Raw genomic sequence first — 14,999 nt, forward strand, 5'->3', positions numbered from 1 at the left:
TTCCTTGCCAACGTTAAAAGAGCTGCCTCCGGAGCGAGTGGATGACGGATGTCTCCTGCACGGCGAAAAGCGGCCATTCCTTTTCTGCAGTCGGATGTCGGCTTCTGGCCGGACCAGGTCCGACGTTGAGGCGAAAAGAGATCGGGTCAACGGAGCTGCGTTTGGCAGAAGCCAGACCCATTTCTGACCCTGGGCAACTTATTGGTCGAACGTCAGCTCTTGCTGCATCACCAGACATCTGCGCTCCTTAGCGTGTCGTCAGACGCCACAACGGATATTCCTTGCCTAGATAGTGTCCTGCTTAACCTCGGAGTGCCAAGCCTCAAACATCGTCGCTGTTAGCGGCTTGGCTATGTGATACCCCTGAGCTTCGTCGCACTGCCAACCAGCCACCGTTTCATAGATTTCCGGCGTTTCAACGCCCTCGGCGACAACTCGATAATCAAGCTTGTGCGCGAGAGCGATGATGCCTTCGACCAGAATACGTGTCTGCTGCGAATCCAGAACACGGCGAACCAGACTTTGATCGATTTTGAGTATAGAGGCTGAGTAGAGTTGAAGCTTGGACAGGTTGCTGTAGCCCGTACCGAAATCATCGATGGCAATCGTGCTGCCCATCCTTGCGACGTTGCGAAGGTTGTCCGTAACGGATTGCGCGTTCAGGGCCAGCACTCCTTCGGTCACCTCCAACTCCACCTGCGCAGGTTCAATGCCATGATTGCGCAGTAAGGATGTGTAGCGAATGACGAAGCCACGCTGCTCTAGATTGAGCACCGACACATTAATGGACATGTTCAACAGGATGCCGGCCTGCCGCCACGTCGCTAGCTGTTTCAACGCGTTGTCCATGACCCAGTCGGTCAGCGCGGGCATCAGCGCAGTCTTCTCCGCCAACGGGATGAATTCCGCCGGTGAAATCGCGCCCAGCAGCGGATGAAACCAACGTAGCAACGCTTCAACGCCTACGCATCGGCCCGTGCGCAAATCGATTCGAGGCTGGTAAGCCAGACTCAATTGACGCTCCTCACGCAACGCTTGAGGCAATGCGTTGAGAATGAAGAAGGTGCGTTCCTGAGCCGCAAACATGCGCTTCGCAAACTTTCGGAACGGAACGCGGGCGCGCCTTGCCACTTCGGACGCCGACATCAAGGCTCGCAGCACGTCGGTAGGTTCATCGATTCCGGACAGGTCGACCAAGCCGGCAGTCGGGGATAAATCGACGGGAATCCGGTTGACCACGAGCGGAGCGTCGAAGGCCTTCAACGCTGCTTCTATCACGCGCATGGCGGCGCTTTCCCCATCTTGGACGAACACGGCAAAACGCGCGTAGTCCACTCGATAAACCGTGCCCTTTTCAACAAGCGCCTGCTCGACACGCACGGAGATAGCGGCCATCAATCTGTCGGCAGCGACAATGCCGACTGAGATCGACGTTTGATCGAGATATCCAAGAGGAACGACGTTAATCAAGACTGCATGGCTGGGCGATCCGTGCCCGGTTCGACGTTCCTCAAACATCGTACGAACGTCATCGCTGAACCGTGCGCGGTTCAGGAGTTTCGTGGGTGGATCGACGAACGCGATCGAGCGAAGCGCTTCGATCCTGTCCATCGCCATCTCGGCCAGTTGCGACAACAATTTCTGCTGCGACTCGTCAAAGTCATCACGCGGTTTGGTATCGATCACGCACAAGCTGCCCAGAGCCACGCCCGAGCGCGTTCGCAACGGAGTGCCGGCGTAGAACCGGATGTTCGGCTCGCCGAGTACCATTCGGTTCTCCTTGAACCGCGGATCGAGCGAAGCATCGCGTACGACCAGAACATCGTGAGAAAGGATCGTATGCGCGCAAAACGCGTCCTTCCGTTCGGTTTGAGCCACTTCCAAGCCAACGCGCGCCTTGAACCATTGACGCTTCTCGTCGATCAGGGAGATTAGTGCAATGGGTACGTTGAACAGACGCGTGGCAAGCTCGGTAACACGGTCCAGCGCGGCATCTGGCGGGGTATCCAAAAGACACGATGCCTGCAGAACATAGAGTCGATGCCGCTCTATGAGGGGGGATGGAAGCTCGGACTGATTAGGCGGATTCAACGGATTCCCCGTGAGATATAGCCGATACAGCGTTGACTCGGACGTTGTTTTCGAAAAGGCGATAAATGAATATACACGGTTAAATTAACAACTTGTTACATCTCGTCGCGTTGTAATGCATTGCGCCTTGTCGTCGGGTGGCAGATTGGAGCCTAGCGCAAATGACCGTGAGGCGCCGCTTTATGCGGGACGAGAGCAAGGAGCTACGTCGAGTCAAGCATCGACCGCCTATTGATCGTTGCAATCGTTGTATCGCAGGGGCCATCCGGAGCCAGTGCGATAGTGCATCGGGGCCTGTCCTGAGTTACACAATTGAGTTCAATCGGCGCTTGCGAACATTTCATTGACCCTTCTCATCGGGGTCAAGCAACCTGTCGATGGTCCGTCGCGACTGCGATTGCGCTCCCTCAATGGCTTGGTCGACCGTCATAAAGTCAACTGACGTATGAGCATCCACAACAATAGGAATGCGCCGCAGCTGACCTTTAATACCGATAGTCAGATGTGTGATTTGTATATGCGCGGCGACGATATCTATTTCGGTATCGATATCGAAGGCGCGATACGTCTGCGTATGCGTGTTTGCCATCGCTACCGCTCCTTGTCGCGAATAGTCCAGCATGAGGCGTGCAGGGTTCGATGTCATCTCAAATCGGTCAAAAAAATTGACCCAATTAAATCAAACAGCACCTTCAAATCAACGTAGCCGGTCGAAACCACCGGGATTGGGCTGAAATGGCGAGAGCATTGGGCTTCTAGGTCTGCGTCGAGCCGGTGTATGCCGAACTTACGGCGCGACGATCGTCTCTTGATGGCCGGACCCGGTCCGACGATGAGTCAGCGAAAAGAGACCGTGTCAACGGAGCTGCGTTGGGCAGAAGTCGACCCGTTGCCGCCATCCGAATTTACGCAAAGCGGCCGTTCAGTTGTCGCATGATCAGCGTGTGCCTTTCCAAACGGAGTGCAATATTTTCTGTTGTTTCACATGTACGATGCCATAGCCAACTCTAATTGGAGGGCATACGCGTATGAGGTTCAACGCCAACGGAAATAGCAGATTCAAAACCCTCGAATTCTCGCCTCCCCTGAGGAATCGTTATTTTCATGTGGTATAGCCCCGTCTGCAAGACCGCAGCATAAATCTTTCGATCATATGCTCCGCTATAGTTAGCGCCGAGTTCATGCGCAGCAACACCCTGAACGTCTCTGTTGACATCGATCAACGTGCTTCCTGTGGTGGTCGTCAGTGTCAAATGGACGGGCTGCACTATCCCAGGATATGCATACTCGCCATTAGCTTTCGATCGACCACCGTTCCCCAAGATTGCAGCGAGCCTTTCTCGCTGTTCCTCGTTTTTGTAGTGGAATACGAGGTAAAAAATATAGAGACGACCCTCGGTCACTTGGACGTCTGTGCTTACCGACGACCCTGAGGTGCTTGCATCTACTAGCAGAAATAGCTGGTATATTTTAATTGTTGCGGCGCTGCAAATCGTAGTCACAGCAAAGGCCATTACGAGCAGAAAACCTATATGTCGACCTGTTGCTCTTATCGTTCTCATCGCTGCTCCCGAAAAGCCATTAGATGTCATTGTTCGAAACGCTAGTTTCCACCCCAATGTCCTCAGCATGAGTAAATTGCGAGAGATAGCTTAAACGCGGTTGCGCTGTCGTGGATGGCAGAATTGTCGACGAACTTGGCCCCGATGTCGAAGCTCCGCTGATGGTGTCGGAGATCCCGCCTTAACCCGCTCAGGGTGCTTTCGCTTCTACGCGCTGCTTAACTGCGTTATTCATCGCCTCAAAATTTCGCTGAGTTTCCTCGATTACGTCCTCCGTCAACCGGCCGACGAGCAATCCTGAGAATGACTCTGTCTGTTCAAGACGCGTTCCGTCTGCCGCTGCTGTGAGGTGGATGCAATGCATACCGTCGAAGATGCCGCGAATCCATACACTGCCACGCCAGCAGAGGTCTTGTTCCGGATGAACGAGCAGAACAGTAGGCTTGAATATCATCGAATCCGGTCCAGTGCCTAGCGTAATGCGGATTGTTGCTCCTTCCCTGAAGTCGCCGTCAACCCGAGTAATGAACGGATTCCAATTGCGATATGCGGCGCTGTTCGATACGACTCTCCAGACATCGGAAGGCGGCCGATTGATAAGAATGCCAGCGTCCGCGCTGCTGTCTTTGTGCAGAACCAAAAGGGCGCCAATTACGACAACAACACTAACAACCATGCCTTGTAGCAGCAATCTCCGTACGCCCATATTCGCCCCGTAGTCGGTTGTAAGTGCATCGCCGTATTCTTGAACACGCAGATCGTCGACGATCTACCCAACGAGTCCGAACGTCTGAGAGCGGCCGGTCAGCGTCCGACGGCCGACCGGCTGGCAACTTTCAAACTTCCGTCTGTTCGGCCATTTCGAGTGCGTTGTCCACTTCGATACCGAGGTATCTGACGGTACTTTCAAGCTTAGTATGACCAAGCAGCAACTGAACGGCCCTCAGGTTTTTCGTGCGTCGATAAATCAGTGACGCTTTCGTGCGACGCATCGTGTGCGTCCCGTAAGCCGTGTCGTCAAGCCCAATCGATTTGATCCAGCGATGGACGATTCGCGCGTACTGCCGGGTTGAAAGGTGCGGTGACGTGTGGATCCGACCCGGGAACAGAAAATCGGATGGAGACGCGCTGCGGCCTTGATCCAGCTTTCCACACTGTCGCGTGTCTGCTCGGTGATCTCGAATTGCACCGGCCGCTGAGTTTTCTGCTGCATGACGGTCGCCCTCGGCGCCACGCGGGCGCCCAAGCAGACATCGCGCACGCGCAGCTTCGTTAGGTCGCACGCTCGCAGCTTGCTGTCGATCGCTAAATTGAACATGGCCAGATCGCGGGTTTTCGCCCCCAGTTGCAGTCGAATCCGAATGGCCCAAATTTCCTTGAGTTTCAGCGGCGACTTCTGCCCGGTTAGCTTGTCTTTGTTCCACGGCACACGCGCCGCGCCGTTGCTGACTGTCGTTTCCATGAAAACTCTCCTTTCAGGTGAAGGGAAAGTTAGTCTGCACCAACTGCCGATGGGCAATGCTCGACCCTCAAGAGACAGTGGCACATTCGCAAAGCGGTCGGTCGCGGCTCCCCTTTTTAACTGTTCATGCAGTCGGCCTAGATAATTCAACTACACGATAGATTGGATTTTCATCTACTCAACAATGCAGCGGCGCAAAACCCCGGCTCGACTGTCCGTCGAACCTGCGATTGTTGGGTGGCGCCTTAACGATAACTGCGTAGTCTTCGGGAATCGTGACCAGTCCATCACGGCTTAAGGGCGCGTCGGCCGCGAGCCCATTCGCCTGCTTTCGATCACTATATTATCGTAGAGAACCCTTTTTCTTCCAATCGGAGTAAATGATCAATCCGCATAGACTTAGAAAGAAAAGATGTCCAACGGCATTCAGCCACGCGTTTATTACAAAATCTCGACGGTAGCCCGCCCTTATGTCGTCATACAGAATTACGAACTTACCGCAATGCAGTTCCCAAATGCGTGTAACGCGTTGAAGAAAGAACAACCGAATCTGGTCAGTTTTTAGCTCCCCGCTACAGCCTAGGGGGATTTCTAAAAGACGCGTTTTCCCGAAAGGGACGGGTCCAAAACCGTGGGTGAGACTGTAACTCCCCGACGGGAAATCGAAATTTTGAACGGTGCCGTCTTGCGTGGCTGCAGTGACGTTCGGCCTTTCTTGACTCATCCTTATGACCCTAGCATGTAAGGTCACCAAGTTCCTTTCCAAAGGAGGCGGATTTAAAATGACAACCATTAGGGGATATAATAATACTGTCACATACATTGTAAGAAATATTATTGAGTTTTTGTATCGTTTTACTTCTCTGCTAATAATTTTTAGAAAATTCACAAACATCTCCTCTCCATTCCACGTCTCCATCTGGCAAGGCGAGTGCGAAGGCAGACGGTCAACTCACACGCGCAAAGATTGCTGTCGGACCGCGATTTTTGATGATCGTCACAGAGTCAGACGAAAATTGCCATCTGTATCCAGAAAAACCCCCGGACGTAGCATTTTTGATGACAAAGAAGTTCCGGTCACCTGTCTACCGGGAAGCGCGGCTTAATTTGCAGACAGGTAATCACCGACGGGGTTTTAAAAACTTGTTTCATTTTTAATGGTTACTATTATGGCCCAAACGAGCCACCTTGCTAGGATAGGTAACCAATTGCTAACGATTTCGGCTGGGACGTCCAACGTCTGAAGTAGCCGCACCCGGTCCAACGTTGAACAGGTGGAGTGGGCCGCCATTGATCGGTCCGCGTCGGGCGGAAGTCGACCCATTAGAGACGACCAACTTTCCAGGCAGCGGACGTTCGCAAATCGTGGCGGTGCACGCGTGCGACTCGGGTCGAACTGTGAACTTTCAAACTTGCTGCTCAGACGTTTTTCTGTCAAACGCGAAAAATGGTAAAGAAAGAGTGTTATCGGCCGTTAATACAACCGTGTATCACTGCGTTCCAAGGACGAAAAACCGACGCGTACACGGGAAGAATGGCTCTAATACCGGAGCGGCATGGCAGTCAATTATCGAACGCTAGGGATGACATCAAAAACAACGGCAAGATTTGTCGGTTTTGGGACAGGTATCTTCATTGCATTAGCTACCTTTATTGTTTTATATTTCTTCAGTCGTTCTTCGTCAGTAGCGCTCAAAGCTTTGACGACGGCTGCAATGCTCTACGCGATAGCGTTTGTTATTCAAATCATAAGACTAATCCGCTTAAATAAGCGCGATCCATGACGAATGAACGCTACATTGTCGGCAAGTCAGACGGCGTTGTCGAATGGCTGAAAGCGGCCGGCTAATGCCCACTGCAATTGGCCCTACCCGACCAGGACATATTTCGAATCGTTCGCATGAGCACGCTCGCAGTGTCCCGTCTATGGAACAATGCACGAGCTTTTAAATCATCATCTGAGGTTCGCGATGGACCAGAATGACGAAATTAAGATCGGCACGGTCGAAAAAGCTTCGCTGGGCATTTTGGCCGCTGGTGCCGGAATTGTGCTCGCCTTCGTCATTTGGAACATAACCCTTAACTTGCTCATGTATCACAGCCTCACCGAGCCAAGGCATCTTCCCGAGGGATCCGACTTGGGCGCGGATTTGCTATGTTAATTACCATCCCCGAGCTGCTTATACTTTTACCGGTATGCGTTATATCGATCGTTTCGCTCCTTCGAAAGCTGAGATAGCAGCCGGTCGCAATCAACAATTTCCGCTCCAACGGTCAGAAGTATCTGATACGTAAGGTAGATCACGATTGTTAACGATGTTTCCAGCGGCGCTAGAGGGCCGTAGTTGGTCGATACGCGTCGCACGAAGTTCGTCGACTAGTATCGCGCCACCTCGGCTTCGCTTACCACGCACTAAATACGAACCACCCGCTCAATTTCCGCCACCGTCATTTCCAGCGCATCGTCGCGGGCGCAATCCACCACTCGCCGCTCCTTGATCCCCCTCAACCATGTCAACTGCCTTTTACACAACTGGCGCGTAGCGAATACGCCTTTATCGCGCATGGTCGCGTAGTCGATTTCCCGATCCAGATATTCCCAAGCCTGCCGATATCCCACACAGCGCATCGATGGCATCGTCGGTGTTAAATCACCCCGCGCGCGCAGGCTTTCGACTTCTTCTATCAGGCCCGCCTTCAACATTTCGTCGAAGCGCTTTTCGATCCGCCGATGCAGCACGCTTCTATCCGATGGCTCCAACGCAATCGGAACGAATTCAGGTTCGCCATCCTGGCTCTTTTTCGGGTCTTTCAATATTGCGGATAAAGCCCTGCCGCTCAGCATGAACACTTCCAGCGCGCGCTGAATTCGCTGCGAGTCGTTAGGCGCCAACCGCGCCGCGGTTTCTGGATCAATCAAAGCTAATCGCGCATGCAAAGCAGGCCAGCCGTCGCGCGCCGCTTCTGCATCGAGTTCAGCGCGCATTTCCGGATTAGCTTCGGGTAACTCATTCAACCCACGCGTCAATGCCATGTAATACAGCATCGTCCCGCCGACCAATAGCGGAATCCCTCCACGCGCTTCAATCTCCGCCACCAGCTTCAAGGCATCATTGCGAAACTGCGCCGCGGAATAAGCTTCAGTCGGATCGATGATATCGATCAGATGATGCGGCGCCATCCCGCGTTCTTCCGCAGTCGGTTTAGCCGTGCCTATATCCATCCCGCGATAAACCAGCGCCGAATCCACGCTGATAATTTCCACCGGCCGCCGCTGCGCGAACGCGAGCGCGGCCGCCGTCTTTCCCGATGCCGTCGGCCCGAGCAAACACGCAATCCGCCGCGCGCTCATTGGCCGCGCATGAAAAGTCGGTCGAGATCGCCGAGCGTCAACTGGAACCAGGTCGGACGGCCGTGGTTGCACTGGTCGCCACGCTCGGTGGCTTCCATCTGGCGTAACAGGCCGTTCATCTCGTCCAGCGTCAGCCGCCGGTTTGCTCGCACCGCGTGATGGCAGGCCAGCGTACCCAGCAATTCATGCTGTCGCTCGGTCAATACCCGCGAGCCGCCGTAAGCCTGCAAATCGGAAATCACGGCGCGCGCCAAAGACTGCAAATCGGCATCTTTCAGCAGGGCAGGGACCGCGCGAATCGCTATCGAGCCGGGTGACAGAATCGCAAGGTCGAATCCCAACGCGTCCAGCACCTCGCGCTCTTCCTCGACTACGCCCATTTCCACCGCATCGACGGTCATCGTGACGGGAATCAGCAACGGCTGAACAGCGATCGCCCGATCAGCCAGCGAGTTCTTGAACTGCTCGTAAAGGATGCGCTCGTGGGCCGCGTGCATGTCCACGATGATCAACCCCTGCGCGTTCTGCGCCAGTACGTAGATGCCATGAATCTGGCCCAGCGCGAAGCCCAGCGGTTGTTCGTCTGCAGGGAAATCGGGCACACCCGGCATCGCGGCGTAGAGCGGCGCGCTGGGCTGGTTCGGCGAGTAAGCCTCAGAGGAGTTGACGCCAGCGGCAAGCGTCGAGCCCTGCGGCGTGCCGGCGTTCACATCGCGGTGGCCGAATAAAGCGTCGTACAGTGCCAGCGGCTGCGCGACCGGCAGATTCCCCTGAGTCATCCGCGATTGCCGCAGCCAGTTCGTACCGCTGTCGGTCTTGTGCCCCGAGCCCAGCGTGGAATCGTTTAGCGAACCCGTGCCCATGCCTGCCAAGCCCGCGCCCGCATACGGCCGGGCGCTGAACGGAGCGATACCCGTCGGTTGGAGTTGCGCGGCGTGGCCACCGGCTGTCGTTTCCGGCGATGCCCCCGCGTTACGCGCCAACGCACGCTGCACGGCGTGGAACACGTACTGATGGATCGAGCGTGAATCGCGGAAACGCACTTCGATTTTCGACGGATGCACGTTCACATCCACCGATTCCGGCGGCAGATCGAGGAACAGGACGTACGACGGATAGCGGTTGCCGTGCAGCACGTCCTCGTAAGCGGCGCGCACGGCGTGCGTCAGCAGTTTGTCGCGCACGAAGCGGCCGTTGACGAAGAAGTATTGCTGATCGGCGCGGCCACGGCTCGCGGTCGGCAGGCCGGCGCAGCCATACACGGCCAGCGGCCCGGCGCGTTCGTCGAGCGGCAGATGCGCGGTGGCGAAGACATCGCCGAGAATTTTCGCCACGCGAGTGGACGGGTCCGACGCATTCCAGTGCTCGACGGCTTTGCCGTTATGGATCACCGATATCGCGATGTCCGGCCGCGCCAAAGCGACGCGCCGGATCACTTCCAGGCAATGCCCGAGTTCGGTCTGCTCGCTTTTCAGGAATTTGCGGCGCGCGGGCGTGTTGAAGTACAGCTCGCGCACCTCCATGGTCGTGCCGATCGTCCCGGCCGCCGGCGAGATCGCGCCGGTCTGGGCGTCGATGCGGGTCGCATGCGCGCACGCCGCCGTCCGGCTGGTGATGAAAAGCTCCGCCACCGACGCAATCGACGCCAGCGCTTCGCCTCGAAACCCCAGCGACGCCACGGCTTCCAGTTCGGCAAGCGAGCGGATCTTGCTGGTGGCGTGGCGCAACAACGCCAAGGAGAGTTCGGCGGGAGGAATGCCGCAGCCATCGTCGACGATCATGATCCGCTTCACGCCGCCCTCGTCGAGGGTGATCCGCAAGCTCGACGCGCCGGCATCCAGCGCGTTTTCGAGCAACTCCTTCACCACCGACGCCGGCCGTTCGACCACTTCGCCCGCCGCGATCTGGCTGATCAGCTGGTCGGGCAAGGGCTGAATGGCGCGCGTCAAGCGCCCGGCGGGGGCGGAGGAGTGGGATACGGTGTCGGATGAATCGATGAGATCGGGCATGTCGAAATTATAAAGCTTCACGCGCGTGAACGATTTCGCCGCCGTTCGGTCTGCCATTACGCGTTTGCCAGTCACCGAACGGCATACCGTTCTAAGCGTTTCCGAACAGCGAAAACGGGCCGTTTAGCGCTAAAACTCGCCAATGAACACGCGCTTCGCGAATTTTCCGGCGGCGAGTTCGGTATCATGGCGCGACTGTTTTTATCGCAACGTTTTCGCAACGATGCGCCCGCGCGTGCACGTTGTTGTTGCTGGTTTCCCGCTCATTTCATCCTGGTCGAGGCCCCCTTTTGGATACGCTGCTGTCATTCCTGAGTCTTATTCTCCACATCGACAAATCGCTCGGTTTCTTCATCCAGCATTACGGCGGCTGGGTGTACGCGGTGCTGTTCCTGATCGTTTTCTGTGAAACGGGGCTCGTGGTGTTGCCGTTCCTGCCGGGTGACTCGCTGCTGTTCATTGGCGGCGCGTTCGCGGCGAGCGGGTCCATGGATCTCGGCGCGCTGATCGCCCTGCTGCTGATCGCGGCCATTCTCGGGAATACGGTGAATTACTGGATTGGCCGCGCGATCGGCCCCAAGGTATTCGATACCCATATTCCCGTGCTCGAACGTTTCCTCGATCGCGAAGCGCTCCGCAAGACGCAAGGCTTCTACGAGCGGCACGGCGGCAAAACCATCGTGCTCGCGCGCTTCGTGCCGATCGTGCGGACGTTCGCGCCCTTTGTGGCGGGCGCATCGGCGATGAAAGCCTCGCGTTTTCAATTGTTCAACATACTCGGCGCGCTGATCTGGGTATTGTTGCTCGTGTTGCTCGGTTATTTCTTCGGCAATATCCCGTTTATTCGCCAGTATCTGAACGTGATCGCGCTGGTCGGCGTGTGCGCGGCAATCGTGCCGATTGCGCTGGGCGCGTTGTGGAAAGTTATGCGGCGTAAAGCGGGTAATTGAGCTGGATTGAGTGACTCAAAAGCGTGGTTCTAAAGCGCATAAATCACGGGCACGCTACTCGGCCCGCTGGCGTCTTCGCCGCCAAAACGTAAAAGGTTAGAATGCCGAATTGTCGGCTCGGTGGTTCGAATATCGAGATGAACGATTCCGGCGTTTCGTGAATTAACGTTAAATGTTTTATGCTGGCGAAGGTTGGCGAGGTCTCATAGCTGATGTTGGAACGAACAAGAAGTGAAGCGGGAGCGGCGGGTAACTGGCGTCGTCTCAGGCTGGCGGTGGCGGTGCTGGGTGTAACGGCGCTGCTCGCCGGCTGCGGGATTTTTGGTTGCGGCGGCAGTGCAACGAACGGCGGGGCTTTTGGCGGATGTGGCGCCGGCATGCGGTTCTAAGCGCTTGGACGCAGCCCGGAAATATCGATAACAGGAAGTCAGGGAAAACGGCAAGCATGGCGGTATCGCGTTCAGGTAATTCAGGATGGGCCGTCATCGGCCGCGGGGGAGTGCTCGGTGCGCTCGTTTCCATTGGCGTGGCTGTTTCCATCGCCGGTTGCTCGACGGCGCTGACGCCCGCGCCTATCGTCGAACAGTCGACGGGCGGCACGAGCTCGCCAGCGTTGATCCCCACCACGCCGCCGGGCGCCGGGTCCGCCGGGCCGGTCGCCATCGCGCCGGTGCAGGCGGATGCGGGGCCCGGGTTCTATCGGGTGAAACCGGGCGACACGCTCTATGGCATTGCACGCGCCCAAAAGCAGCGGCCGTCCGATCTCCTCAAGTGGAACAACCTGCCTGAGAGCAAGCAGGTCAACATCGACCAGTTGTTGCGCGTGGCGCCACCGGGCAGCACCGGCACGGCCGCCAACGGTGACGACTGGAGCAAACAGGCTTCATCGGCGGCGGGATCGAAGGCAGGGCCGCCGATCATCGGCGCACCGCCCGCTACGGCGAGCAATAACAACGCCCCGGCCGACACCAGCACGCCCGCGATCAATTCGAAGGGCGCGTGGCTCACATGGCCGGCACAAGGCGACGTGATCACGAAGTTCGGCGAAGGCGGCAGCAAGGGTATCGATATTGGCGGCAAGCTCGGCGAACCCGTGAAAGCCGCGGCGGCGGGCAGGGTGGTGTATGCGGGCAGCGGTTTGCGCGCTTACGGACAGATGATCATCGTCAAGCACAGCAACGACTTCCTGACCGCCTATGCGCACAACGGCAAGTTGCTGGTGAAGGAAGGCGATACCGTGCGCCAGGGCGCGACCATCGCGGAAATGGGGACCGGGCCGAGCAACAAGCCGCTGCTGCACTTCGAACTGCGCAAGTCGGGGCAGGCCGTGGATCCGGTGCCGTCACTGAAGAAGGCCGGCTGATGAATACGGCGGGCATTGCGCGTGCAGCGGGAGCCAGGCCGATATGAAAAGGCTCATGCTCGCTGCCGCATGCGTGTCCGCTGTCCTCTTGGCCGGCTGCAACGACCAGCAAAACGCGGATGCCATGAACAAGCTCAAAGCGTTTTTCAACGCCGTCAAACCAGACACGCTGCTGCTCAAGGACCTGACGCCGGGCGTGACGACCGAGGCACAGATTCGCGATCAGATGGGTGAGCCGGAAACGGCGCGAACCTATACCGACGGCTCGAAGCGTCTTGAGTATCCGCGTGGCCCGGCGGGCACGAATACCTATTTCGTCGATATCGATGCAAACGGCAAGTTCGTCTCGGTCACGCAGGTGCTGACGGCGGAGAACATCGCCAAGGTACGGCCGGGTATGACGCAGGACGAAGTGCGGCGCCTGCTGGGCAAGCCGACTACCATCGCCGAATATCCGCTCAAGAAGGAGCGCGTGTGGAGCTGGCATTGGGAGGAGGGCGGTGTGACGCGCGATGCCATGTTCAACGCGCATTTTGGCCCCGATGGCATTGTGACGACCACATCGCGATCGGAAGCATTAGGCGGCGGCAAGCATTGAGTTGCGCGGCGGGGCGTTTCAATATCGGCACCCATACTGATGGATCACCAAAAACCAAAAACACGCGCTTGAGCCCGAGGCGTTGATGGCGCTCGCGGCGCGTCATCGCGCGGACCGGGCGTTGACGTTGAAAACGCTTCAGACGGCCGACGCGCTCTGGCAATGCGGCCGCGGGCACGCATGGGACGACGGCGTGAGCGCCGCGCAGAACGTGCGCCGCATGAACTGTGCAACGCAGCGCCGCGAACAGCACACGGAGCGGCTGAAGGCCCTTGCCAAGGAGCGGGGCGGTAGATTGTTATCGGCGAGTTATGTTGATGCCGCCACGCCGTTGCGATGGGAATGCGCATTCGGGCATGGCTGGGACGCGCAAGCGGACGCTGCCACGCGCCGCTGGTGTGCGGAGTGCACGCGTCGAGGCGTGCACGACGCGCTGACACCCCATCGCCCTGAAGAAGGGATTGCACGCGACGGCCGGTGATCTCGCACGCATGGTCTGACGTTTGGATGAGCAGGTGCCGCGAGGACCGCTCGTAAATTATTTTCGATTCATCCGGAATAGACGGGGAAAAAATGGGTTCGCCCTAGTACCAACCCGTTAAACACTCTGGAGTCGAAAATGAAAAAGATTGCCCTGTTCGTTGTGTCCGCTGCTGTCCTCGCATCGTCAAGCGCATTTGCCCAAGCTCAGGGCCTGACCCGCGCCGAGGTCCGCCAACAACTCGTTGAAGCGCAGCAAGACGGTTCGCAACTCGTCAGCAACGCTTCTTATCCCGATGTAGCTCGCATCTATACGAATCAGGTCGCACAAGCCAGGCAGGGCACATCGGCCTATGGTGGCGTGGCAGCCGGTTCGAGCGTCAGCTCGTCGCGCTTTGCGAATGTCGGCAGCCCGAGTCATGAGGCGTGTGTCGGGCCGTACAGCTTCTGCAACATCTATGCGGGTTCTTGATGAACGCACGGACGACCCGTTCATAGTTTGCTTGAGCTGCGGGTCGTACTTTCGTGATTGCACGGGCTTAAGCGATTAGCGTTAGCTGCTTGCACGAATTATCGTAGAAGGATCAGTTGAGGCACGGTGTCCGAGTCGCACCATACGATCGCGTTTTGCCTATACTGCATACTCAATTGTTTTGCATCACTAAGTGTTATTCCAAGAACCAGGAAGCTCGGCTCGCCCGGCCATGTCCCCGACGGGTGCTCGCCGATCCCTTCGATAAAGCGCAGTCCCATGCCGCCAAGCTGTTCTGCAAGCGCGGCTTGCCGGACCGCATTGTCCGTTGCACGGGTTAACGTGCTGAACGGATTCGCCGCCGTGACAAACGCACTGCAGTCGACGTCAAAGGCCCGATGAAGTTTCGCAAGTTCGGGATTGGCGTGGCCTATGCGCAGCGTTGCCGGAGCATCACCCAGGACACGATAATGCGTTTCCTCGTAAGCCCGGAGCGTGTCCGGGTCGATGGCCGAATTGAATTGCAAAGCAATCTCCTTGGCGCTAGGGCGAACACCGCCTGCATTCTGTAGAAATCGTATCAGACCGAATCGAGTGTTGTTGCGTCTCGAAGTCGAGCGAAAAGCGATGCCGCTTCATTGTGCGCAAATCCGCAACGCG

General features: G+C 57.0%; 14 protein-coding genes and 1 pseudogene. 7 read left to right on the top strand and 8 right to left on the bottom strand.

Going from position 1 to position 14,999, the window contains the following annotated elements:
* Positions 1-285: 285 nt before the first annotated feature.
* The 5 genes and pseudogenes from GSQ93_RS12695 to GSQ93_RS12715 all read right to left on the bottom strand — a co-directional run bounded on the left by GSQ93_RS12695 (position 286) and on the right by GSQ93_RS12715 (position 5,115).
* A complete protein-coding gene (locus GSQ93_RS12695) occupies positions 286-2,010 on the bottom strand; it encodes a bifunctional diguanylate cyclase/phosphodiesterase (protein ID WP_158936029.1) in 1,725 nt (574 codons plus the stop codon).
* 421 nt (positions 2,011-2,431) lie between these two features.
* Complete coding sequence (locus GSQ93_RS12700) at positions 2,432-2,680, bottom strand: hypothetical protein (RefSeq protein ID WP_158936031.1); 249 nt, start codon at positions 2,678-2,680, stop codon at positions 2,432-2,434.
* Positions 2,681-3,098: 418 nt separating this feature from the next.
* Positions 3,099-3,722, bottom strand: coding sequence for a DUF5625 family protein (locus GSQ93_RS38670; protein ID WP_367889751.1), 624 nt, complete (start codon positions 3,720-3,722; stop codon positions 3,099-3,101).
* A gap of 121 nt (positions 3,723-3,843) precedes the next feature.
* The gene (locus tag GSQ93_RS12710) at positions 3,844-4,359 is read right to left on the bottom strand and encodes an SRPBCC domain-containing protein (protein ID WP_158936035.1); all 516 of its coding nucleotides are present in this window, start codon (positions 4,357-4,359) and stop codon (positions 3,844-3,846) included.
* Positions 4,360-4,489: 130 nt separating this feature from the next.
* Positions 4,490-5,115, bottom strand: a pseudogene (locus tag GSQ93_RS12715) (tyrosine-type recombinase/integrase).
* Positions 5,116-6,671: 1,556 nt separating this feature from the next.
* On the opposite strand from GSQ93_RS12715, the gene GSQ93_RS12720 reads away from it, so the two are divergent.
* Complete coding sequence (locus GSQ93_RS12720) at positions 6,672-6,899, top strand: hypothetical protein (RefSeq protein ID WP_158936037.1); 228 nt, start codon at positions 6,672-6,674, stop codon at positions 6,897-6,899.
* Positions 6,900-7,085: 186 nt separating this feature from the next.
* Positions 7,086-7,277 carry a hypothetical protein gene (locus GSQ93_RS12725; protein ID WP_158936039.1) on the top strand — a complete coding sequence of 64 codons (192 nt, stop codon included), beginning with the start codon at positions 7,086-7,088 and terminating at the stop codon, positions 7,275-7,277.
* A 251-nt stretch (positions 7,278-7,528) separates the two neighbouring features.
* Here the strand turns inward: GSQ93_RS12725 and miaA are convergent, their stop codons facing one another.
* Positions 7,529-8,467, bottom strand: coding sequence for a tRNA (adenosine(37)-N6)-dimethylallyltransferase MiaA (gene miaA / locus GSQ93_RS12730; RefSeq protein ID WP_158936041.1), 939 nt, complete (start codon positions 8,465-8,467; stop codon positions 7,529-7,531).
* On the bottom strand, positions 8,464-10,476 hold the full coding sequence (mutL, locus tag GSQ93_RS12735; RefSeq protein WP_158936116.1) for a DNA mismatch repair endonuclease MutL: 2,013 nt from the start codon (positions 10,474-10,476) through the stop codon (positions 8,464-8,466). Before mutL ends, miaA begins: the two co-directional genes overlap by 4 nt.
* A gap of 290 nt (positions 10,477-10,766) precedes the next feature.
* Between mutL and GSQ93_RS12740 the strand changes: the two genes are divergently transcribed.
* The 5 genes from GSQ93_RS12740 (at position 10,767) to GSQ93_RS12760 (ending at position 14,339) form a co-directional block, all read left to right on the top strand.
* Positions 10,767-11,426, top strand: a complete 660-nt coding sequence (locus GSQ93_RS12740; protein ID WP_158936043.1) for a VTT domain-containing protein — start codon at positions 10,767-10,769, stop codon at positions 11,424-11,426.
* A 445-nt stretch (positions 11,427-11,871) separates the two neighbouring features.
* On the top strand, positions 11,872-12,789 hold the full coding sequence (locus GSQ93_RS12745) for a peptidoglycan DD-metalloendopeptidase family protein (protein ID WP_158936045.1): 918 nt from the start codon (positions 11,872-11,874) through the stop codon (positions 12,787-12,789).
* Positions 12,790-12,844: 55 nt separating this feature from the next.
* A complete protein-coding gene (bamE, locus tag GSQ93_RS12750; RefSeq protein WP_158936117.1) occupies positions 12,845-13,387 on the top strand; it encodes an outer membrane protein assembly factor BamE in 543 nt (180 codons plus the stop codon).
* An 85-nt stretch (positions 13,388-13,472) separates the two neighbouring features.
* Positions 13,473-13,868, top strand: coding sequence for a hypothetical protein (locus GSQ93_RS12755; RefSeq protein ID WP_158936047.1), 396 nt, complete (start codon positions 13,473-13,475; stop codon positions 13,866-13,868).
* A gap of 138 nt (positions 13,869-14,006) precedes the next feature.
* Complete coding sequence (locus GSQ93_RS12760) at positions 14,007-14,339, top strand: DUF4148 domain-containing protein (RefSeq protein WP_158936048.1); 333 nt, start codon at positions 14,007-14,009, stop codon at positions 14,337-14,339.
* 98 nt (positions 14,340-14,437) lie between these two features.
* Here the strand turns inward: GSQ93_RS12760 and GSQ93_RS12765 are convergent, their stop codons facing one another.
* Entirely contained in the window at positions 14,438-14,866 is a 429-nt protein-coding gene (locus GSQ93_RS12765; protein ID WP_158936050.1) for a DUF3293 domain-containing protein, read from the bottom strand.
* Positions 14,867-14,999: the final 133 nt, after the last annotated feature.

Source organism: Burkholderia sp. S171 (assembly GCF_009766085.1).
Classification (GTDB): Bacteria; Pseudomonadota; Gammaproteobacteria; order Burkholderiales; family Burkholderiaceae; genus Caballeronia.